The organism is Pseudomonas frederiksbergensis (assembly GCF_000802155.2).
Lineage (GTDB): Bacteria > Pseudomonadota > Gammaproteobacteria > Pseudomonadales > Pseudomonadaceae > Aquipseudomonas > Aquipseudomonas frederiksbergensis_A.
Map to the genome: position 1 here is coordinate 462,009 of NZ_JQGJ02000004.1, position 21,098 is coordinate 483,106.

The window sequence follows — 21,098 nt, forward strand, 5'->3', positions numbered from 1 at the left end:
ATAACTATCCGTCGCCTTGACGCAATTTCCCTCCCGAGTGCCCCTCTAGACTCCCGCCCACTTCGGTTTTTCCAGACCGAACGCTGTTTCCGAATCTGCCAATAACGATCAAAAGAACCTGCGCACTCAGGAGCAAAAATGAAGAAGCTTGTCATGTTCGGTGCCCTGGCACTGTCCGTATTATCCTTCTCAGCCGTGGCCGAAGACGCCAAGCCGATCCGTCTCGGGATCGAGGCCGGCTATCCTCCCTTTTCGATGAAAACCCCCGACGGCAAGCTGGCCGGCTTCGATGTGGACATCGGCGACGCGCTGTGCGCGCAGATGAAGGTCAAGTGTGTCTGGGTCGAGCAGGAATTCGATGGCCTTATCCCGGCGCTGAAGGTCAAGAAAATCGACGCGGTCCTGTCGTCCATGACCATTACCGATGATCGCAAGAAAAACGTCGACTTCACTATCAAGTACTACCACACCCCGGCGCGTTTCGTGATGAAGCAGGGCACCGACGTCGAGGACCCGCTGACCGAGCTCAAGGGCAAGAAAGTCGGCGTGTTGCGCGCCAGCACCCACGACCGCTTCGCCACCGAAGTGTTGGTGCCAGCGGGGATCAACCTGGTGCGCTACAGCTCCCAGCAGGAAGTCAACCTGGACATGGTTGCCGGTCGCCTCGACGCGACGCTGGCCGACTCCGTCACCCTCGACGAAGGCTTCCTGAAGACCGACGCCGGCAAAGGCTTTGCCTTCGTGGGGCCGACCTACGAGGACGCCAAGTACTTCGGCGGCGGGGCAGGTATTGCGGTGCGCAAGGGTGATAAGGCGCTTGCCGATAAATTCAACGCGGCCATCACTGAAATCCGCGCCAACGGCACGTACAAAAAAGTGCAAGACAAGTACTTCGCCTTTGATGTCTACGGGCATTAATCGCTGAAGCCTGCAGGTGGCCCGCCGCTGACCCGGCCGGCCACCTTTTTCATGGGCAATTGTTTTACCCTGCGCCTGTCGAGAAACCGATATCTGGAGAGCCTATGCAACGCATCGACCATACCTTGCCCTGGAGCCACCTGGGCACGGAGCGTTCGCTCAGCGTGTTTCGTTACGGCCATGGGCCGCGCAAGGCGTATATCCAGGCGAGCCTGCATGCGGATGAATTACCGGGCATGCGCACGGCATGGGAATTGAAGAAACGACTCAACGATCTCGAGGCCAGAGGCCTGCTCAAAGGGGTGATCGAGCTCGTTCCCGTGGCCAATCCCATCGGCCTGGATCAGCATCTGCAAAGCGCTCATATGGGGCGTTTCGAGCTCGGCAGTGGCAAGAATTTCAACCGTTCCTTCGTCGAACTCAGCGCCCCGGTGGCGCAACGCATCGGTGAGCGCCTCGGGGATGACCCGGCTGCCAATATCACCTTGATCCGCCAGACGATGGTCGAGGTGCTGGATGATCTGCCGCCACCTCCTTCTCAACTCGAAGCGCTGCACCGGCTATTGCTCCGCCACGCCTGCGATGCCGATGTGACCTTGGACTTGCACTGTGATTTCGAGGCCGCGATCCACTTGTATGCCTTGCCGCAACAGTGGCCGCAGTGGCGCTCATTGGCCGCGCGCTTGGGAGCCGGCGTGGCGTTGTTGTGTGAAGACTCCGGCGGCAGTTCGTTCGATGAGTCTTGCTCGACGCCGTGGTTGCGCCTGGGGAAAATTTTCCCGCAGGCGGCCATTCCGCCCGCCAACCTGGCGACGACGCTGGAGTTGGGCAGCATGGGCGACACCCGGGTCGAGCAGGCCCAGGCCAATTGCGAAGCCATCCTGGGATTCCTTGCGGAGCAGGGTTTGATCGATGGTGACTGGCCGGCCGCGCCGCAGGCGTGCTGCGAGGGGTTGCCATTCGAAGGCACGCAATACCTGTTCGCGCCGCACCATGGCGTGGTGAGTTTCCTGCGTGAAGCCGGGGAGTGGGTGGAGCGGGGCGATCCGCTGTTCGAGGTGGTCGATCCGTTGAATGACCGGGTCACCGTTGTCCGAGCGGGCACCAGCGGGGTACTGTTTGCCCTGGACCGTGGGCGCTACACCCAGCCGGGCATCTGGCAGGCGAAAGTCGCCGGGCGCGAGCCGATCCGGGCGGGGAAATTGATCAACGACTGATAAGTGCTGTCTACCTCACCGCACGGTCGTTGCCGTGCGGCTATCAAATGATGGAGGAAGACTGATGCTCAAAGCGTTCGCCCTGTTCCTGCTGCTGGTATCCGCCGGCGTGCAGGCCCAACCGTCGTTGCACACGGACCTGCCGCTCAATTACCTGGCCCGCGCCGACGAGCAGGCCCGGAACCGGCCGCTGGTGATTTTCCTGCACGGTTCGGGCAGCAACGAAGCAGACCTGCTCAGGCTCGCGGATGAACTGCCCAGGCACTACAACTACCTCTCGGTGCGCGCACCCAAGGTCATGGAACCGGGTCACTACCAGTGGTTCGCCAAAAAGGGAGAAGGCGCGTATGACGGTGAAGCTTCGGACCTGAAGGACAGCGGCCAGATGCTCATGGAGTTTATCGACAAGGCTCGGGCCAAGTACCCGACCGATGCGAGCAGCGTCTACCTGGTGGGGTTCAGCCAGGGCGCGATGATGAGCTACGAAATCGCTTTGCGACACCCTGAAGCCGTCGGTGGCATTGCCGCGATGGGCGGGCGAATCCTGCCGGTGCTGCGGGCCGAGCTGACGCCCGACGAAAAGCGCAGGGCGCTGGCGGTGTTCATTGGCCACGGTACGATGGATCCGATCATTCCCTACGATGACGGCACCAGCGCCGATACTTTCCTCAAAACGCTGGCCTTGGAGCCGGAGTTCCACGGCTATCCAGGTCTTGGTCATAGCATCAGTGCGCAGGAAGTGAAGGACTTGCGGGCCTGGCTGGAACGACTCAATCCCTGATGCACACACCGGCCCACAGGTCAGGCACATCGCAGCAGGTCATCACTTCCCGCTGGCGATCTGCTTCACCAACGCCTCATGGCCCACCTGGTCGCTGGCCCGGGAAATGATCTGCACCACCGCCATGCGTGTGCCGGACGCAGCGATCAACGTGGTGTCCAACGTTGGTCCGCCACCCTGCGTGGCCTTGGTATCGAGCCGGCGCAGGCCCAGGCCGGTCGCTTTCTGGGTCAGGCTCTGTTCGCCAAGAATCTTGGCATCCGGCAGGGCCTTGGTTTTCTGAACAGCGAAATCAGCGAACGTGGCGTCGAGAAAGGCTGCGTCGTTGTCTTTTACGTTCGCGCCGCCAACCAGAGTGTTCTCCGCCGCGATCACTACTGTCCTGGTGGTGGCATTGCTGTACATCGTACCGCTCGCCCCAGCGGTCCCTTGATCTACCTCACCCGCCGACAAAGGCGTCGCCGTGAATCCGTTGGGCAGGGTGAAGCTGAACTTGCCGCCCAGCATCGAAACCTTCTGTGCGGGTGCCTGCGCTACGGCTTTGGGCTGGGCCGCCAAGGCAGGCAATGCGACCAGGCTGGCGAAAGCCATCAGCAGCAGGGCGGTGGCTGGTTTACTCAGCGATGACATTGAAACGCTCCATGGACGCTCGATCGGGAATTCGATCATCCCACGTGCCGGGCCCTTGACTCCAGCGCCCGGCCATCAAGGACGATCCCAGTAGGGCACCTCTCCGAAACGCTCGAGAAAGAAGTCGATCACCGTGCGCACTTTCACCGACAGGCGTCGGCTGCCCGGCCAGAGAATCGCGATTTGCTGGGGTTCGAGGCTATTGGATGCTTCGTAGTCGCTCAGCACCGGCACCAGCGTGCCGGTGCGCACGGCTTCGCCGATCAGCCACGACGGGAACATCACCAGGCCCAGGCCTTGCACCGCGGCCTGGGTCAGGGTATCGGCGTGGTTTCCGGTGATTGGGCCCCTGACGCTGTAGGGCGTCCAGGCTTGACCGGGGCGTCGGAAAAACCAGCGCTGTTGGCCCGTCACACCTTTGTAGGCCAGGCACTGATGGGCAGCCAGGTCCTGGGGCTTGCGTGGCGTGCCATGGCGGGCCAGGTAGGCGGGGCTCGCCGCGATCAGGAAACGGTGCGGCGCGACGATTCGTGCCTGCATGCTGGAATCGTGCAACGGGCCGATGCGAAACAGCAGGTCGGCACCTTGCTGCAGCGGGTCGACATAACTGTCGGTCTGCTGGATATCCAGTTGCAGCTTGGGATAGCGCTCGCACAACGTGCCCAGCCAGGGCGTCAGGTGTCGCTGTCCGAATACCACGGGGGCGTTGATCCGTACCAGACCGGCCGGCTCGCTGTGCTGTTCCTGCAAGGCTTGTTCGGCTTCTTCCAACTGCACCAGCAACAACCGTGCATGGTGCCCGAGCAGGCGGCCGGCTTCGGTGGGTGATACGGCGCGTGTGTGGCGATAGAGCAATTGCTGGTTCAGCGCCTGCTCCATCAATTGGATCTGGCGGGAGATCGATGACGGTGCCAGCCCCTCGCGCCGGGCCACTTCCGAGAAGCTGCCCTGGTCGAGCACCGCAACAAACAATCGGAGCGCCTTGAAACCCAGTTCATCAAGACCTTGCATGGGAAGAGTCCGCTGTGCGTGTTACGCAAAAGTGTTGTTGGGATGCTCCCATTTATCGCACAACAGTGCCAGCCGATAATGCCCATCGTTTCTTTTCCAGACAGGTTTACCCGATGCAATCGACATCAACCAACACGGCCGCGCCGGTCACTGCTGCGGCATCACCTCGAACATTCTTGCGGTGGCTGCTGCTGCCCCTTGTCATCCTCGCGGGCATGGGGCTGTCGGTGGAGGCGGGTCTGCTGGGGCCGCTTGGCGTCCAGGTCGGCCACCTTTGGGCGACGTTGAGCATCTTTGGCGTGGGTTCGGCGCTGTTGTTCCTTCTGCTGTTGCTCAGCGGGCCGCAGCGAGGCCCATCTTTGGACAAGCTGCCGCGCTGGCAATTGATCGGCGGCTTCCTGGGGCCGATCTACGTGGTGGTGCTGACGCTCGCCACCCCCCACATCGGCGTTGCCATGACAATGATCGCGATCCTCTCCGGTCAAGTCGGCAAAAGCGTGTTGATCGACCATTTCGGTTGGTTCGGCGCCACTCGCAAGCGCGTCAACGGCGAGCGCTGGCTGGCGTTGGCGTTGATTGTCGTGGCCCTTGTCCTGATTGCCCGAGGTTGAGATGAGCATCATCCTGTTATTGCTGGTGGTGGTCGCCGCCGGCGCAGTACTGAGCGTGCAAGCCGCCATCAACGGGCGCCTGGGCGAGACGGTCGGCGTGCTGCGCAGCAGCCTGTTGACCTTTGTGGTGGGCACGGTGGTCACCGGGCTGTTGATCGTGTTTTTCGAGCCGGCCCATACGGTAAGTCTGTTGGAGGTGCCCAAGTGGCAGCTCTGCGGCGCGCTGTTTGGCGTGGTGTACATGATGGTGATGGTCGGCGCGGTGCCGCGAGTCGGCACGGCCGTAGCAACCGTGGCGGTCATTGTCGGGCAACTGGGCATGGGCATGCTGATCGACAACTTCGGCTGGCTGGGCAACCCGGCTATCGAGCTGTCCAGCAGCCGCCTGCTGGCCATGGCCTGCCTGGCATTGGCGCTGGTGTTCATGTACCGCAGCAGTACGCCGCGCGCCTGAACGGCTCAGTCCGGCTCGACGTCCAATTGCAGGCTGTCATCAGCCAAGCGCTCGGTACGTCGGACGATGCCACTCATTCGCCGACCCTCGGCGCTGAACACCACGATCTGGGCTTTGGCCAGGTCTTCTGGCAACGGCGGGAATACATGTAGGGCAAACCACGGCGGCTCGCCATCATCGAGGCGCTTGACATCGAATTGGCAATCGACGCTTTTGGTCTCGCGACCGAACAGCGTGTCGAGACCGTAATCAAGATGAGTGTCTGCGGCTGGGTTTGGGTCCATCGGCAATCTCCCGGTGAAGGCTCGGCTATTGTTCAAGTGAGTCGTGCGACATCGGAAAAATTCCGTCGGATGCGCGGCGAATGATCGCCACTGGCGGTGGACGGTGGGCGTTGCTGGTAGAATCGCCGACCTTGACTTACGAGAGGTATGCCCATGAGCGAGCCGATTCGCCTGACCCAGTACAGCCACGGTGCCGGTTGCGGCTGCAAGATTTCGCCCCAGGTGCTGGAGGTGATCCTGGCCGGCAGCGGTGCGCAGAACCTTGACCCCAAGCTGTGGGTAGGCAACGCCTCCCGGGACGATGCGGCCGTGTATGCCATCGACGACGAGCGCGGGGTGGTCTCGACCACCGACTTCTTCATGCCGATCGTCGACGATCCGTTTGACTTCGGACGCATCGCCGCCACCAATGCCATCAGTGATATCTATGCCATGGGCGGCGACCCGCTGATGGCGATTGCGATCCTCGGCTGGCCGGTCAACGTACTGGCGCCGGAAATCGCCCGGGAAGTGATTCGCGGTGGCCGCTCGGTGTGTGACGAGGCGGGTATCACGTTGGCGGGCGGGCATTCGATCGATGCGCCAGAGCCGATTTTTGGCCTGGCGGTCACCGGCCTCGTGCAAAAACGCCACATGAAGCGCAACGACACCGCCATCGCGGGTTGCCGCTTGTACCTGACCAAACCCCTGGGCATCGGCATCCTCACGACTGCGGAAAAGAAAGGTAAATTGCGCGCTGCCGACGTCGGCCTGGCCCGGGATTGGATGTGCACGCTCAACAAGCCGGGTAGCCGTTTCGGCAAACTCGACGGGGTGACCGCAATGACCGATGTCACCGGTTTCGGCTTGCTCGGACATTTGGTGGAAATGGCCGATGGCAGCCAGCTCACCGCACGCATCCGCTACGACGCGGTACCGCGCTTGCCGGGCGTCGAGTACTACCTCGACCAGGGCTGCGTGCCGGGCGGCACGCTGCGCAACTATGACAGTTACGCCAGCAAGGTCGGCCGTGTCCAGGAACTGCACAAGCGCGTGCTGTGCGACCCGCAGACCAGCGGCGGCCTGCTGATTGCCGTCACGCCAGAAGGCGAGGAGGAGTTCCTGCGGGTCGCCGTCGAGCTGGGCCTTGCGCTGGAGCCGATTGGCGAACTGGTCGAGCGACAGAGCCACGCGGTCGAGGTGTCTTGATGCCCCATGACATTACCGATTACCGCGACATCTTCCTCAACGATCGTCCGATGATGGACACCCGCGCGCCCATTGAATTTCACAAGGGTGCGTTTCCCGGCGTGGTCAACCTGCCCTTGATGACCGACATCGAACGGCAGCGCGTCGGCACCTGCTACAAACAGCAGGGGCAGCAAGCCGCCATCGTCCTGGGGCATCAGTTGGTTAGCGGCGACACCAAGGCCCGACGCATCCAGGCCTGGGCCGAATTTGCCCGTTCCAATCCCGACGGGGTGCTTTATTGCTTCCGTGGCGGCTTGCGCTCGCAAATTGTCCAGCAGTGGCTCAAGGATGAAGCCGGCATCGATTATCCCCGGGTCGGTGGTGGCTACAAGGCCATGCGGACCTTCCTGCTCGACACCGTCGAGCAGGCCGCGGCCCAGTGCGACCTGGTCTTGTTGGGCGGCATGACCGGCACGGGCAAGACCGAAGTGCTGGCGCAACTGCCCAACGCCCTGGACCTGGAAGGCTATGCCAACCATCGCGGTTCAAGCTTCGGCAAGCGCGCCACCGGGCAGCCCTCCAACATCGATTTCGAAAACCTGCTGGCGGTGGATGTGCTGAAGAAGCGCGCTGCCGGCATCGAGCACTTCGTGTTGGAAGACGAAAGCCGGATGGTGGGCAGCTGTGCCGTCCCGCTGCCGTTGTACCAACGCATGCAGCAGGTGCCGATGGTCTGGCTGGAAGACAGCCTGGAGCGGCGAGTCGAGCGAATCCTGCGCGATTATGTGATCAACCTCTGCGCCGAATTCATCGATGTGCATGGCGACGAAGGCTTCTCGCTGTTTTCCGAACGACTGCTGTCGAGCCTCGACAACATTCACAGGCGCCTGGGTGGCGACCGTCATCGGCGATTGATGGACATCATGGAAGCGGCCCTGGCCGAGCAAGCCAATACCGGAGCCGTCGATTTGCATCGCGACTGGATCGAAGGCTTGCTGCGCGAATATTACGACCCGATGTATGTATTCCAGCGGGAAAAGAAGGGCGGGCGCATCGAGTTCGCCGGGGAGCAGGCGGCGGTGTTGCAATACCTGCGCGAGCGTGCAGGTCGGGGCGGGTAGGGCGCCATCCTGAACCGAGCCCCTGCTCGCGAGGAGGTCAGTGCGGACACCACTTCAATGACCGAAAAACCGCTTTCGCGAGCGGGCTCGCTTCCACAAGTTCAGCCGATAGAAGTGGCCTGTTGCTTACGTCGGGCACGTCTCCTGCCCGTTATCCAACCCTTGCTTATAGCTCTGGCTGGTGAGGCTGGCCTTGCCGTTGTGCCACGTCAGGGTCAGTACGTACAGTGAATCGAAATCGCTCGACGCCCAGTCGTCGGTAATCGTATGCCGCTTGCCCAGCGCTTCACCTGCAACCTCGTTGATCAGGTCCGGCAGGTAGCCATGGGACCAGGCAGTGTAGATGGTGGAGTTGTGGTATTTGTCGTCCATCAGTTCGCCGGCCAGGTCACGGGTGTCATTGGCGGAATATTCGATGTTTACCGGCAAACCCAGCTTGATGGCGCTGGGACTGATGGTCATCAACGGGCGGATATAGCTGTAGGAGTTGTCCAGCTCACCTTCCTCCACATTTCGGGTCGGGTTGGCGGCGAATACATAGTCGGCCTTGCCGAATTTTTCCGGCAATAGGGTCGCCAGGTCGATGGCGCGGTTGAGGCCCTGGCAGTTGAGTTGCCCCAAGCCTGCGGCAGGTTTCTCGGCGTGACGCAGGAACACCAGTGTCTGGACTCCGTCGACTGGCTGGGCGCGGCTGACACTCGACTCCAGCGACAACACCAATCCGCAGATCACAAGCAGCGTCGGCAGTACCAGCCACGAACGGCGTTTGAAGTACGGGGTGAATCTCTGTGGGTTCATCATGGGATAGACGTCTTCGATGGTCTCGATTCAGGCTGACAAACCTCGGCACCGCGAAGCCTGTGGGCTTGGGTGTTTTTCCTTGTCGTTACGCCGCTTCGATTCCTCGGGGCAGTTCTCTGAGTCCGTTTCCACCCGTTGGTTCGATCCTGGCCTTACAGCATCCCTCCAGGTAATGACGCGAATGTTAGCTACGCGATATTGCGGATTTAAGAAGGGGCGATGGCCCAAAGCTGGATCAGCTGATTTATGCTTCTGCTTTCTGGCTGACACTTGGAATCCAGCTCATGCCCAACCTGACCTCATTCCCCATCACCCAAAAATGGCCTGCCCAGTACCCGGAGTGGATCCAGCTCTATTCCTTGCCAACCCCCAACGGCGTGAAGGTCTCGATCATGCTCGAAGAGATCGGCCTGCCGTACGAGCCTCACAAGGTCGATTTCGCCAGCAACGATCAGCTATCGCCCGAGTTTCTGTCGCTCAATCCCAACAACAAGATTCCGGCGATTCTCGATCCTCATGGTCCTGGGGATCAGCCGCTGGCGTTGTTCGAGTCGGGGGCGATCCTGATCTACCTGGCGGACAAGAGCGGTCAATTGCTCGCCCAGGAATCGGCGGCGCGCTACGAGACGATCCAGTGGCTGATGTTCCAGATGGGTGGGATCGGGCCGATGTTCGGACAGCTGGGGTTCTTCAACAAATTTGCTGGCAAGGATTACGAGGACAAGCGACCGCGCGACCGTTATGTCGAGGAAAGCAAACGCCTGCTCAATGTCCTCGATGGCCGTCTGCAAGACCGGGACTGGATCATGGGCGAGCGCTACACCATCGCCGATATCGCGACGTTTCCATGGGTGCGCAACCTGCTTGGGTTCTATGAGGCGGGTGACCTGGTGGGTATCGAGAATTTTCCCAATGTCACACGGGTGTTGGAGCGTTTCCTGGCGCGGCCGGCGGTGGCTCGCGGCTTGAAGATTCCACAATGACAATGCCCCGTCGGTTCGATTTCAAGCAGTTGGATGTGTTCAGCGAAGCGTCACTCAAGGGCAATCCGCTGGCGGTAGTGCTGGGGGCCGATGGCTTGGGTGATGAACGCATGGCTGCGTTTGCCAATTGGACCAACCTCAGCGAGACCACGTTTGTACTGGCGCCCCAGCACCCGGAAGCCGATTACCGGGTGCGTATCTTCACCACATCGACCGAACTGCCGTTCGCCGGGCACCCGACCCTGGGCAGTTGCCATGCATGGTTGGAAGCCGGGGGCGTGCCGAAAGGGCAGGAAATCGTGCAGGAATGTGGCGTTGGGCTGGTCAGGGTTCGCCGCAGCGAATACGGGCTGGCCTTTCTCGCGCCGCCCTTGCTCAAGTCCGGCCCGCTGGAGCTTGAAGTACGCGAGCGAGTGCGCAAGGGGCTGGGTCTCGCGGCCGAGGCGATTGTCCAAGCGCAGTGGGTCGACAACGGCGCCGGTTGGTTGGCCTTGATGCTCAAGGACCGCCAGCAGGTCTTGACCCTCAAGCCTGATTATCAGCAATTGCAAGATCTGGCCGTGGGCGTTGTCGCGCCTTGGAACCCAGCGGTGGACGGCACCGACGCGCAATTCGAAGTACGCGGTTTTATCGCGGGCGATGGCATGCCGGAGGACCCTGCCACGGGCAGCCTGAACGCCGGGCTCGCCCAGTGGATGCTGGGCAAGCAGTTGGCGCCATCCTCTTACGTGGTCAGCCAAGGGGTCACGATGGGGCGTGCCGGGCGGATTCATGTCGAGCAGATTGGCGATGAGGTCTGGATTGGCGGCGCAGTGGTGACTTGCATCAATGGCTCGCTGACCTTGTGAGTGGATTATTGCCTTGGCGGTAATACTCTGTTTTTCCACCGACGTTTGTGCCCTGGCCGGCCAGGGCATAAGCTTTTCCTCGTGATCCAAACCTGCCCCCGGAGTCCCATGTCCAGCCAGTTCCCCGAAGCACGTCCACGCCGTCTGCGCCGCAACGCGAGCTTGCGCAGCCTGTTCCAGGAAACCGAGTTCACCCTTAATGATCTGGTCCTGCCGATTTTCGTCGAGGAAGAAATCGACGATTTTGTGCCGATCAAGAGCATGCCGGGCGTGATGCGCATCCCCGAATCGAAACTGGCCGGCGAGATCGAGCGTTACGCCCGTGCGGGTATCAAGTCCGTAATGACCTTTGGCGTGTCTCATCATCTGGACAGCGACGGCAGCGACACGTGGAGCGAGCGGGGGCTGGTGTCGCGCATGGCCGGGATCTGCAAGGATGCCGTGCCGGAAATGGTGGTGATGTCCGATACCTGCTTCTGCGAATACACCGATCACGGCCATTGCGGCGTGCTGCACGGCCATGAAGTGGATAACGACCGCACCCTGGTCAACCTGGGCAAGCAAGCCGTGGCGGCAGCGCGTGCCGGGGCCGATGTCATTGCGCCGTCGGCGGCCATGGACGGGCAAGTCCAGGCCATTCGCAAGGCCCTGGACAACGCGGGCTTCACCCAGACGGCCATCATGGCCTATTCCACCAAATTCGCCTCGGCGCTCTATGGCCCGTTCCGCGAAGCCGGCGGCAGCGCGTTGAAGGGCGACCGCAAGAGCTACCAGATGAATCCGATGAACCGTCGCGAAGCCTTGCGCGAGTCCTTGCTCGACGAGCAGGAAGGCGCCGATGCGCTGATGGTCAAGCCCGCCGGAGCCTACCTGGACATCATTCGCGACATTCGCCAGGCCTCGAACCTGCCTTTGTCGGCGTACCAGGTCAGCGGCGAATACGCGATGATCAAGTTCGCCGCCCAGGCCGGCGCCATCGACGAAGCCCGCGTGGTGCGAGAAAGCCTTGGCGCGATCAAGCGGGCCGGGGCGGATTTGATCTTCACCTACTTTGCGATGGACCTGGCGTTGAGTGGGATCTGACCGGGCACGGTCCGTTGCTGGTGCGGGCAAGCTCGCTGCGACATTGGATTTCTGCCGGCTTTTGGTCGTATGGTTGCTCCCGAACAATGGATTTGATGGAGCACCATGCAACTCAATCATTTGACGACCAGCCTGGTCGCCTTGCTGGCCCTGGCCGGCTGCGGCACTCGCCAGGCCCAGGAACCTGAGCGCCAGCCTGGCGAAGTCAAGGCGCAGATCGTTCGGTTGATGCCGGCCAAGACTGCTGATCGGGCAGGCTGGGCCACGGACATCTACGTGGCCTTTTCCGCGCAGCAGATCCCAACGACGACGCAGAACATCTGTTCGGTGCTGGCGGTGACCGAACAGGAGTCGACTTTCCAGGCCGATCCCGCCGTGCCGGGACTGGGCAAGATCGCCCGGCAGGAAATCGATCGTCGCGCGGCCAAGGTGCACATTCCCGGATTCCTCGTCAGCGGTGCGCTCCAGGTACGATCGCCCAATGGCAAAAGCTACAGCGACCGCCTCGACGCGGCGCGAAGCGAGAAAGAACTCAGTGCGATCTTCGATGACTTCATCAGCATGGTGCCGCTGGGCAAGACGCTGTTCGACGGCTTCAACCCGGTACACACGGGTGGCCCGATGCAGGTCAGTATCGCGTTCGCCCAAGCCAATGCGCGCAATTATCCCTACACGGTTGATGGTTCGATTCGGCGGGAAGTGTTCAGCCGTCGGGGCGGCATGTATTTCGGCATTGCCCATTTGCTGGGCTATCCGGTGAGCTACACCGAACCGCTGTACCGATTCGCCGACTTCAACGCGGGGTGGTACGCCAGTCGCAACGCGGCGTTCCAGCATGCAGTGAGTCGCGCTTCGGGCATTTCCCTGGCGCTGGATGGCGATTTGATCCTGCATGATTCGATCATGCCGGGCAGCACGGAACTGGCGGTGCGCACCTTGGGCAAGTCGTTGGGAATGCGCAACCCGACCATCCGCGATCAGCTGGAGTTGGGTGACAGCCTCGCGTTCGAAGACAGCAAGCTCTACAAGCGGGTATTCGAACTGGCTGAGAACGCCGAGGGCAAGCCGCTGCCTCGGGCGGTGCTGCCGGGCATCGTGCTCAAGAGTCCGAAGATCACTCGAAAACTGACCACCGCATGGTTCGCCAAGCGCGTGGATGAACGCTATCAGCGGTGCATGGCGCGGGCTTCTGGGCGCTGAAACCGTTGGCCATGAAAAAGCCCGGCGGTTGAGGCCGGGCTTTCAGGGGGATGACTTGCAAGTGGGTTGGACCGTCATGGCGAGGGGGTGTCCTCGCCATGACTCATATTGAAGGTCATTTAGAAGCGCGTCAGGCATCGCGGTAACGCCACTCATGCACGGTTCTGAGCCAGGCGGTCGGAGCCACCTTCGGCGACGCGGCGTTCCAGCAGGCGGTCGGAGCCACCTTCGGCGACGCGGCGTTCCAACAGGCGGTCGGAGCCACCTTCGGCGACGCGGCGTTCCAGCAGGCGGTCGGAGCCACCTTCGGCGACGCGGCGTTCCAACAGGCGATCGGAGCCACCTTCGGCGACGCGGCGTTCCAGCAGGCGATCGGAGCCACCTTCGGCGACGCGGCGTTCCAACAGGCGATCGGAGCCACCTTCGGCGACGCGGCGTTCCAGCAGGCGATCGGAGCCACCTTCGGCGACGCGGCGTTCCAGCAGGCGATCAGCACCGCCTTCGGCGACGCGGTTTTCGATCAGGCGGTCGGAACCACCTTCGGCAATGACTGGTTGGGAAGAGGCGGCGAATACGTTGGCTGCCAGTACCGAGAAAGCGAAGCTGAGGATGATTTGGCGTTTCATGATGGTGTGCTCCGGGGGGTGTTGTTTGTGTGGGGCCATTGTTGCGCCGGGCAGGGAGCATGAGAACTTCATTGACGTGATGGTGAACATCGACGGCGGTGATACCTCGTCGGGGGGAGGGGCAGTCAGATTGATGGAACACTCATGGGACGGCGAGCTCTACCGGCAGAGTCCCTTTTCAGGAGGCAAGTCCATGTATCAATTATTCGGCCACAGCCAGTCCGGCTCCGCGGCGGTCGAGGTCGCCCTGAACATCTGCGGCGTGCCTTATCGTCGTGTGGATACCTATTCGACCGAGGACAACGACGCGGCGAAAGAACTCGAGGCGTTGAATCCGCAAAAACAGGTACCGACCCTGCTGTTGCCAGACGGCTCGGTCCTGACCGAGGCGGCGGCGATCCTGATTCACCTGGGGTTATCGTTCCCTGAATCGAAACTGCTGCCGCAGGACCCGGCCCAGCGCGCGCAGGGCATACGCGGCCTGGTCTATATCGCCGCCAATTGCTACACGCCCATTGGCATTATCGATTTTCCCCGGCGCTGGCTGCCTGACGCGGATGAGGTCGCACGGGAACGATTGGTGGCCGGCACGAAACAGCGCCTGTATCGCAACTGGGCATTGTTTGCCGACCAGTTTCCAGCCACGCCGTTCCTCGGCGGGGCCGAGCCCGGGGCGCTGGATATCCTGGCGGCGGTGATCACGAAATGGGTCGAAACCCGTGAAGCGATGCTCAGCGCCCGCCCGCAATTCTTTGCCTTGCTGGAGCGCATCGATCGTCACCCGCGAGTTGCGCCCGTGCTTTCACTGCATTGGCCCGATTGAATCAAGGGCAGGCGTTGCGCGATGCCGCTTGCCCGACAAGGTCGACGAATCGGCGGACGTTGTTCTGATGGCCCTTCACCAAGTCATCGATACTGCCCGTGGCCGGTGTTTGCAGGCTGCTGCGACAGGTAAGGGCCTGGGCATCGCTGCCCAGGGTGCGCAGCCGCCACTGCACGTCCATGCGGGCATACCGACCGGGAATCGAGTCGAAGCGCTGCACCTCCACCCGCAGTAATCGCTTTGGCGTTCCGGGGTTGCTCAGTTGCTCGTCCAGGCTGCTGCGCAGTTCATCGGCCAGGCTTGAGCCCCACCACTCGGTTTCGAGGATGGCCAGCCCACTCTCGCCCTGGCGCACCACCATCTGGGTGCGATCCACTTGCGGCGGGACACTGAGTTGCTCGATCTGGATATCCGCACCCACGCGTGCCTGGCCCGCCGGGTTGACCGGGCTCAGGGTGTGATAGTGAATGGGATCGCTGCGACAGGCACCAAGCAACAGCGCCAGGGCGATCAATGAAGACTTCAGCGTCAGCGGCATCAAGCGTGCTCCTGTCATCATTCTTTCACCGGAAAAGTCAGGTTCTGCGCCGGCGCGTCTTTCGGACGGCCGCGAAGCAGCGATTCAGGGTGCCGGCCAAGGTAGTCGGACAGCTCGCGCAGCGATCGCGACATACGGCCCAGGTCGTCCAGGGTCTGGGTCAGTTGTTCACGCTGGGGCGAATCTTCGGCCAACGTCGAGTTCGCCGACTGCAAGGTCTTGCTCACGTCCTGCAGGGTGCTTTGTACGCCCGGCAGGGTCTTGCTGTTGAACTGCGACAGGCCTTTGCGCAGTTCCACGAGGTTGCCGTCCAGATTGCTGGCGATGCTTTCCAGCGGCAGCTTGTTGATGCGCTCGACCACCGTTTGCAGTTGTTCCTGCAGCTGCTGCAGGCTGCCCGGAATCGTCGGGATCCGCAGGGGGCGTGCTGCCGGATCGAAGGCGACCTTTTCCGCCTTGGGGTAGAAATCCAGGGAAATGTATAACTGCCCCGTCAGCAGATTGCCGCTACGCGCCTGGGCGCGCAGCCCCCGCTCGACGAAACTGCCGACCAGCCGGGCGGCAGCGGCTTCGTCTTCCGGATTGTGATTGAGCGTCTTGAGCAGCTTTTCATGAGCCTTGCCCAGCAATTGAGGGTAGATCACGATGCCGACATTGACGGGAAACGAGCGCTGCTTCTCGTCGAAGTCCAGATTCATGGAGACCACCCGGCCGATCTCGATACCGAGGAATTCCACCGGGGCACCGACGCGCAAGCCGCGCAAAGCCTGGTCGAAGCGTAAAGCCAGGTATTGCGCCTTGCCGCTGGGCGGGGCGAGGGCGCTCTGTTGGTCGGCGAACAGTTCGTAATTCTTGTTTTCAGCGGCGGGAGTGTCGTTGGGGCTGTACTCCGGGGCCCGGAAGGCAATGCCGCCGACCAGCAGGGCAGAGAGGGATTCGGTCTTGACCGCGAAACCGTTGGCACCGACGTTTACGTCGACACCGCTGACGTTCCAGAAACGGGTGTTCTCGGTGACATAGGCATCGTTCGGCGCATTGATGAACACTTCGATATTGACGCCCTTGCCATCGGCGTCCAATGCATAGGAAACCACCTGGCCCACCGGGATCTTGCGCAAGTACACCGGCGAGCCGATGTCCAGCGAACCGAGGTCCTGGGAGTGCAGGGTAAAGCGCTTGCCCGGTTCGCCGTAAGTGATGGGGGGCGGGGCCTCCAGCCCGGTGAAGGACTTGGCGCGCACCGTCGAATGGCCGGCGTCGGCGCCGATGAAATCCCCGGACAGCAAGGTATCGATCCCGGAGATACCGCCCGCGCCGATGCGCGGCCGGACTACCCAGAACACCGAGTCTTCATGGGTGAACGTGTCCGCGGTCTTGGCGAGCTTGACGGTGGCGGTCACGTTTTTCTGGTCGGCGCTCAGTTGCACGTCGGTCACCTGGCCAATCACTACGTTGCGGTACTTGACCGGGGTCTTGTTCGCGGTCAGGCCCTCGCCTGTCTTGAAGGTGATGGTGATGGTCGGGCCTTCCTGAAGCCAGTTATGGACCACCAGGGACACCCCGACCAGCACGGCGATGATCGGCACGATCCACACCAGCGACACCGACCAGCGACGGCGGGTGACGTGGGCCCGGCCCGGTGCGGGCTGTCCATCAGTGGCTTGTGGCTTCATCCATGACCTCCTCGGATGGTTGGGTATCCCAGATCAGCCGTGGATCGAAACTCATGGCCGACAGCATGGTAAACAGCACCACGAGGCCGAAGAACAAGATTCCCGGTCGCGGTTCGATGTCGCTCAAGGCCTGGAATTTCACCAGTGCCGCCACCAGTGCGACGACCAGCACATCGAGCATCGACCAGTAGCCGATGACCTCGACCAACCGATACAGCTTCGCTCGCTGGACCTGGGCCCAGGTGCTGCGCCGCTGCACGGTCACCAGCAGCAGCGTCAGGACGACGAACTTTATCCCTGGCACGGCGATGCTGGCGATGAAGATGATCAGGGCTATGTCCCAGGCGCCACTGTGCCAGAACTCGACGACGCCGCTGATGATCGTGCTGTCCGCGCCATCGCCGAGCATCTGGGTATTCATGACCGGCAACAGGTTGGCCGGGATGTAGAACACCAGCGCCGCCAGCATATAGGCCCACGTGCGGGCCAGGGTGTCGGGCTTGCGCCGGTGCAGCGGCGCATCGCATCGCGGGCAGGTCTCGGGCTCGTCGCTCATGTCGCAAGCCAGGCCGCAGCTGTGGCACAGGCACAGGTTAAGGTCACTGGCCTGGGGCGGGTTGCCCGGCGGTGGGCCGTTCACAGGGTGTCCCAAAGATCGCGGACATCGCGGCCGGCAATACGGATCATCAGCAGGCTCAAGGCTGCCAGGGCGAACAGGCCGATGCCGGGCAGTACATCCAGTAACCCGGCAAGCTTGATCACTGCGATCAACGCCCCCAGCAGGCATACCTCCAGCATGCTCCACGGACGCAGGGTTTCCAGGCTGCGCATGCACAGGTTGAAAGCCGGTGCCCGCCGATTGGAGTAGGCGTAGCCCAGCACCCAAAGCAAAAGGGCCAGTTGAAAGGCTGGGGCAATGATGATCGCGACCGCGGCGACCAGGGCGATGAAGGTGATGGGCCCTTGGCTAAGGGCAACGACGGAATCCCACAAGGTCGCGCTGTTGCTAAGGCCCTGGAGGCGGATGCTCATCACCGGATAGACGTTGGCGAAGGCCCACAGCACGGCAGCGGTAATGGTCAGGGCCAGGCGCTGTTCGATGGTCAGGCCGTTGTAGCGCTGGATCACGGCATGGCATTGCACGCACGAAGCTTTTTGATGCGGGACGAGCTCGACAGGCTCGTACACCGCATCGCAATGTTCACAAATGATCAGTCGTTCGGTAGCGGCCATGGGGATGCTCGGAAGGGCAACTCTTTCAATATAGAAGTGAGTCGCAAATGAGCAACCCGCCCGAGCGATCATTCGCCGCGAATGTATTGCTCCAGTTGTCTGATCAGGTCCGCCTGCTCGGCGATGGCCTCTTTTACCAGGTCGCCGATGGACAACAGGCCGACGAGCTTGCCGTCCTCCACCACTGGTAAATGCCGCAGGTGTTTTTCGGTCATGATGCTCAGGCAGGTCTCGACGTTCTGGTGTGGATCGATGGTAACGACAGGGGAGACCATGATATCGCTCACTTTCGTGCCCACCGAGGAGCGCCCGTGCAAGACCATTTTGCGCGCATAGTCACGCTCGCTGATGATGCCCAGCACTTCGTCGTTCTTGACCACGAGCAAGGCACCGACGTTTTTCTCGGCCATGCGCATCAGGGCCTGCAAAACCATGTCGTCCGGTGAAATGGTGTGCACTTGCTGGTTCTTCTCGTCTTTTATCCGGAGCAACTGCGCGACGGTTTTCATGGGAGGCCTCAGGTGTCGTTTTTTGCGGGTGGTTAAAGAATCGTAGACCCAACGGCGAAGGGCAAGCGATAAAGCGGCAGTCAGTCGTCCAAAAGCGTCATGGCGCGTGAAACAGATCTCGGTGGGATGAGCGCGCGCGCCACGGGTAGAATGCGTGACATCCAGGTTTCGAGGTTTTAGCGGTGGATCTACAGCAGGGCTTCGTCCTCACCCGGCATTGGCGCGACACCCCGGCGGGCACCGAAGTCGAGTTCTGGCTGGCGACCGATGCCGGCCCCCGGCGCGTGCGCCTGCCGTTGCAGCCTTCGGTGGCGTTTGTGCCGCAGGTCCAGCGTGGCCAGGCCGAAGCGCTGTTGCAGGGCGAAAAAGAGGTCGAACTGCGTCCCCTGGACCTGCTGGATTTCGAGCACCGCCCGGTGCTGGGCCTGTATTGCCGACAACATGCCCAGCTGATGCGCCTGGACACTACGCTGCGGCGCGCCGGCGTGGAGGTGTTCGAAGCCGACATCCGGCCACCGGAGCGCTACATGATGGAGCGCTTCATCACCGCCCCGGTCTGGTTCGGCGGCACGCCAACGGCCGATGGCCTGCTGCTCGACGCCCAGATGAAACCGGCCCACGAATACCGGCCGCCGCTACGACTGGTGTCCCTGGACATCGAAACCACCGCCCAAGGCGAGTTGTATTCCATCGCCCTGGAAGGCTGTGGCGAACGCCAGGTCTACATGCTCGGGCCGCCGAATGGTGATGATAGCAACGTAGATTTCCAGCTTGAGTACTGCGAGTCCCGAACGCTGCTGTTGAAGAAACTCAACGAGTGGTTCGCCCGCTTCGACCCCGACGCAATCATCGGCTGGAACCTGGTGCAGTTCGATTTGCGCGTGCTGCACGAGCATGCCCGCCGGCTGGCCGTACCGTTGCGGCTGGGGCGTGGCGGTGAGGAAATGCAATGGCGCGAACATGGCGCTCGCAACAATCACTTCTTCGCCTCGGCGGCCGGCCGATTGATCATCGACGGGATCGAGTCCTTGCGGTCGGCGACCTGGAGCTTCCCGTCTTTCAGCCTGGAAAACGTCGCGCAAACCCTGCTGGGCGAAGGCAAGTCCATCGACAACCCGTACCAACGCATGGACGAGATCAATCGCATGTTTGCAGAGGACAAGCCGGCCCTTGCCCGTTACAACCTCAAGGACTGCGAATTGGTCACGCGGATCTTCGCCAAGACCGATCTGCTGGAATTCTTGCTGGAGCGCGCCAGTGTCACCGGCCTGCCGGCGGATCGCAGCGGAGGCTCGGTGGCGGCGTTCACGCACCTGTACATGCCGCTGATGCACCGCCAGGGCTTTGTCGCGCCGAACCTCGGCCAGCGTCCGCCCGAGGCCAGCCCTGGCGGGTTTGTCATGGATTCGCAACCGGGGCTCTACGAGTCGGTGCTGGTGCTCGACTACAAGAGCCTGTATCCCTCGATTATCCGCACCTTTCTGATTGACCCGGTGGGCTTGATCGAAGGGCTTCGCCATCCAGGCGATCATGAATCGGTCCCAGGCTTTCGCGGGGCGCGGTTCTCTCGTACCCGACATTGCCTGCCGTCAATCGTGGCGCGGGTTGCCGAAGGCCGGGAAACTGCCAAGCGTGAACACAATGCACCGTTGTCCCAGGCGCTGAAGATCATCATGAACGCGTTTTATGGCGTACTCGGCTCCAGTGGTTGTCGCTTCTTCGACCCGCGCCTCGCGTCGTCCATCACACTGCGCGGTCATCAAATCATGCAGCGCACCCGGCAGTTGATCGAGGCCCGGGGGCACGTGGTGATCTACGGCGACACCGATTCAACCTTCGTCTGGTTGCGCCGCCCCCACGGCCAGGAAGAGGCCGCGGTGATCGGCCGCGAACTGGTGGCTTACGTCAACCATTGGTGGCGCGAGCAGGTACGTGAAGAGTTCGGGCTCGAGAGCGCGTTGGAGCTGCAATTCGAAACTCATTTCAAGCGATTCCTGATGCCGACCATCCGCGGTGCGGAGGAGGGCAGCAAGAAGCGCTACGCCGGCCTGGTGACCCGTGCCGACGGCAGCGATGAAATCATCTACAAAGGCCTGGAGACCGTGCGCACCGACTGGTCGCCGCTGGCCCGCCAGTTCCAGCAGGAGCTGTACGGACGGATCTTCCATCGACAGCCCTATCAGGATTACGTGCGCGATTATGTGCGGCAGACGCTGGCCGGTGCGTTCGATGAACGCCTGGTCTACCGCAAGCGCCTGCGCCGGCCCCTGGATGACTACGAACGCAACGTGCCGCCCCACGTACGGGCGGCGCGGCTCGCCGACGCGTTCAATGAACGCCAGGGGCGGCCCCGGCAGTATCAGAACGGAGGCTGGATCAGCTACGTGATCACCGTCGCCGGTCCCGAGCCGCTGGAAACCCGTAGTGCGCCGATCGATTACGACCATTACGTGACCAAGCAGCTACAGCCAGTGGCGGATGCGATCCTGCCGTTTGTCGACGATGATTTCTCGACGTTGATTGGCGGGCAGATGGGGTTGTTCTAGTTCCCTGTTATAGCTACCAAGCACGAACCTGTGGGTGG

The 21,098-nt window shown here is 61.9% G+C and carries 23 protein-coding genes; 13 read left to right on the forward strand and 10 right to left on the reverse strand.

Annotated elements, in window-relative coordinates; all coding sequences use genetic code 11:
• The first annotated feature begins 138 nt into the window (after positions 1 to 138).
• From JZ00_RS10675 to JZ00_RS10685, 3 genes are all read left to right on the forward strand, one after another.
• On the forward strand, positions 139 to 918 hold the full coding sequence (locus JZ00_RS10675; RefSeq protein WP_039589180.1) for an ABC transporter substrate-binding protein: 780 nt from the start codon (positions 139 to 141) through the stop codon (positions 916 to 918).
• 104 nt (positions 919 to 1,022) lie between these two features.
• On the forward strand, positions 1,023 to 2,135 hold the full coding sequence (locus JZ00_RS10680) for a M14 family metallopeptidase (protein ID WP_039589181.1): 1,113 nt from the start codon (positions 1,023 to 1,025) through the stop codon (positions 2,133 to 2,135).
• A gap of 64 nt (positions 2,136 to 2,199) precedes the next feature.
• Entirely contained in the window at positions 2,200 to 2,916 is a 717-nt protein-coding gene (locus tag JZ00_RS10685; protein WP_039589182.1) for an alpha/beta hydrolase, read from the forward strand.
• 42 nt (positions 2,917 to 2,958) lie between these two features.
• Here the strand turns inward: JZ00_RS10685 and JZ00_RS10690 are convergent, their stop codons facing one another.
• Both JZ00_RS10690 and JZ00_RS10695 read right to left on the reverse strand, forming a co-directional pair.
• Entirely contained in the window at positions 2,959 to 3,546 is a 588-nt protein-coding gene (locus tag JZ00_RS10690; RefSeq protein ID WP_039589183.1) for a DcrB/PsbP domain-containing protein, read from the reverse strand.
• Between the two features lie 75 nt (positions 3,547 to 3,621).
• Positions 3,622 to 4,557 carry a LysR family transcriptional regulator gene (locus JZ00_RS10695; protein WP_039589184.1) on the reverse strand — a complete coding sequence of 312 codons (936 nt, stop codon included), beginning with the start codon at positions 4,555 to 4,557 and terminating at the stop codon, positions 3,622 to 3,624.
• A gap of 113 nt (positions 4,558 to 4,670) precedes the next feature.
• On the opposite strand from JZ00_RS10695, the gene JZ00_RS10700 reads away from it, so the two are divergent.
• A complete protein-coding gene (locus tag JZ00_RS10700) occupies positions 4,671 to 5,168 on the forward strand; it encodes a DMT family transporter (protein ID WP_039589185.1) in 498 nt (165 codons plus the stop codon).
• 1 nt (position 5,169) lies between these two features.
• The gene (locus JZ00_RS10705; RefSeq protein ID WP_039589186.1) at positions 5,170 to 5,622 is read left to right on the forward strand and encodes a DMT family transporter; all 453 of its coding nucleotides are present in this window, start codon (positions 5,170 to 5,172) and stop codon (positions 5,620 to 5,622) included.
• A 5-nt stretch (positions 5,623 to 5,627) separates the two neighbouring features.
• Here JZ00_RS10705 and JZ00_RS10710 read toward each other — a convergent pair whose 3' ends face one another.
• Positions 5,628 to 5,906, reverse strand: coding sequence for a hypothetical protein (locus JZ00_RS10710; protein ID WP_039589187.1), 279 nt, complete (start codon positions 5,904 to 5,906; stop codon positions 5,628 to 5,630).
• Between the two features lie 153 nt (positions 5,907 to 6,059).
• On the opposite strand from JZ00_RS10710, the gene selD reads away from it, so the two are divergent.
• Both selD and mnmH read left to right on the forward strand, forming a co-directional pair.
• Entirely contained in the window at positions 6,060 to 7,094 is a 1,035-nt protein-coding gene (gene selD / locus JZ00_RS10715) for a selenide, water dikinase SelD (protein WP_039589188.1), read from the forward strand.
• Positions 7,094 to 8,197, forward strand: a complete 1,104-nt coding sequence (gene mnmH / locus JZ00_RS10720; protein ID WP_039589189.1) for a tRNA 2-selenouridine(34) synthase MnmH — start codon at positions 7,094 to 7,096, stop codon at positions 8,195 to 8,197. Before selD ends, mnmH begins: the two co-directional genes overlap by 1 nt.
• A gap of 126 nt (positions 8,198 to 8,323) precedes the next feature.
• Here the strand turns inward: mnmH and JZ00_RS10725 are convergent, their stop codons facing one another.
• Complete coding sequence (locus tag JZ00_RS10725; RefSeq protein WP_039589190.1) at positions 8,324 to 8,998, reverse strand: hypothetical protein; 675 nt, start codon at positions 8,996 to 8,998, stop codon at positions 8,324 to 8,326.
• A gap of 284 nt (positions 8,999 to 9,282) precedes the next feature.
• On the opposite strand from JZ00_RS10725, the gene JZ00_RS10730 reads away from it, so the two are divergent.
• The 4 genes from JZ00_RS10730 to JZ00_RS10745 all read left to right on the forward strand — a co-directional run bounded on the left by JZ00_RS10730 (position 9,283) and on the right by JZ00_RS10745 (position 13,112).
• Positions 9,283 to 9,981: a glutathione binding-like protein gene (locus JZ00_RS10730; protein ID WP_039589191.1), complete on the forward strand. Its 699-nt coding sequence runs from the start codon at positions 9,283 to 9,285 to the stop codon at positions 9,979 to 9,981.
• A gap of 2 nt (positions 9,982 to 9,983) precedes the next feature.
• Positions 9,984 to 10,829, forward strand: a complete 846-nt coding sequence (locus JZ00_RS10735; RefSeq protein ID WP_039589192.1) for a PhzF family phenazine biosynthesis protein — start codon at positions 9,984 to 9,986, stop codon at positions 10,827 to 10,829.
• Positions 10,830 to 10,937: 108 nt separating this feature from the next.
• Positions 10,938 to 11,912: a porphobilinogen synthase gene (hemB, locus tag JZ00_RS10740; protein ID WP_039589193.1), complete on the forward strand. Its 975-nt coding sequence runs from the start codon at positions 10,938 to 10,940 to the stop codon at positions 11,910 to 11,912.
• Between the two features lie 105 nt (positions 11,913 to 12,017).
• Positions 12,018 to 13,112: a DUF1615 domain-containing protein gene (locus tag JZ00_RS10745; protein ID WP_039589194.1), complete on the forward strand. Its 1,095-nt coding sequence runs from the start codon at positions 12,018 to 12,020 to the stop codon at positions 13,110 to 13,112.
• A gap of 152 nt (positions 13,113 to 13,264) precedes the next feature.
• Here JZ00_RS10745 and JZ00_RS10750 read toward each other — a convergent pair whose 3' ends face one another.
• Positions 13,265 to 13,738, reverse strand: coding sequence for a hypothetical protein (locus JZ00_RS10750; RefSeq protein WP_039589195.1), 474 nt, complete (start codon positions 13,736 to 13,738; stop codon positions 13,265 to 13,267).
• A gap of 193 nt (positions 13,739 to 13,931) precedes the next feature.
• On the opposite strand from JZ00_RS10750, the gene JZ00_RS10755 reads away from it, so the two are divergent.
• Positions 13,932 to 14,561, forward strand: a complete 630-nt coding sequence (locus JZ00_RS10755; RefSeq protein WP_039589196.1) for a glutathione S-transferase family protein — start codon at positions 13,932 to 13,934, stop codon at positions 14,559 to 14,561.
• A 1-nt stretch (position 14,562) separates the two neighbouring features.
• On the opposite strand, the gene JZ00_RS10760 is transcribed toward JZ00_RS10755, so the two are convergent.
• From JZ00_RS10760 to JZ00_RS10780, 5 genes are all read right to left on the reverse strand, one after another.
• Positions 14,563 to 15,099 carry a PqiC family protein gene (locus JZ00_RS10760; RefSeq protein WP_039589197.1) on the reverse strand — a complete coding sequence of 179 codons (537 nt, stop codon included), beginning with the start codon at positions 15,097 to 15,099 and terminating at the stop codon, positions 14,563 to 14,565.
• 17 nt (positions 15,100 to 15,116) lie between these two features.
• The gene (locus JZ00_RS10765) at positions 15,117 to 16,772 is read right to left on the reverse strand and encodes a PqiB family protein (protein ID WP_039589198.1); all 1,656 of its coding nucleotides are present in this window, start codon (positions 16,770 to 16,772) and stop codon (positions 15,117 to 15,119) included.
• Positions 16,753 to 17,412: a paraquat-inducible protein A gene (locus tag JZ00_RS10770; RefSeq protein ID WP_039589199.1), complete on the reverse strand. Its 660-nt coding sequence runs from the start codon at positions 17,410 to 17,412 to the stop codon at positions 16,753 to 16,755. The genes JZ00_RS10765 and JZ00_RS10770 overlap by 20 nt, the downstream gene beginning before the upstream one ends.
• Complete coding sequence (locus JZ00_RS10775; protein ID WP_039589200.1) at positions 17,409 to 18,005, reverse strand: paraquat-inducible protein A; 597 nt, start codon at positions 18,003 to 18,005, stop codon at positions 17,409 to 17,411. The genes JZ00_RS10770 and JZ00_RS10775 overlap by 4 nt, the downstream gene beginning before the upstream one ends.
• Before the next feature lie 68 nt (positions 18,006 to 18,073).
• On the reverse strand, positions 18,074 to 18,514 hold the full coding sequence (locus JZ00_RS10780) for a CBS domain-containing protein (RefSeq protein ID WP_039589201.1): 441 nt from the start codon (positions 18,512 to 18,514) through the stop codon (positions 18,074 to 18,076).
• Positions 18,515 to 18,696: 182 nt separating this feature from the next.
• Here JZ00_RS10780 and JZ00_RS10785 point away from each other — a divergent pair, with 182 nt between their 5' ends.
• Positions 18,697 to 21,060, forward strand: a complete 2,364-nt coding sequence (locus JZ00_RS10785) for a DNA polymerase II (protein WP_039589202.1) — start codon at positions 18,697 to 18,699, stop codon at positions 21,058 to 21,060.
• Positions 21,061 to 21,098 lie beyond the last annotated feature (38 nt).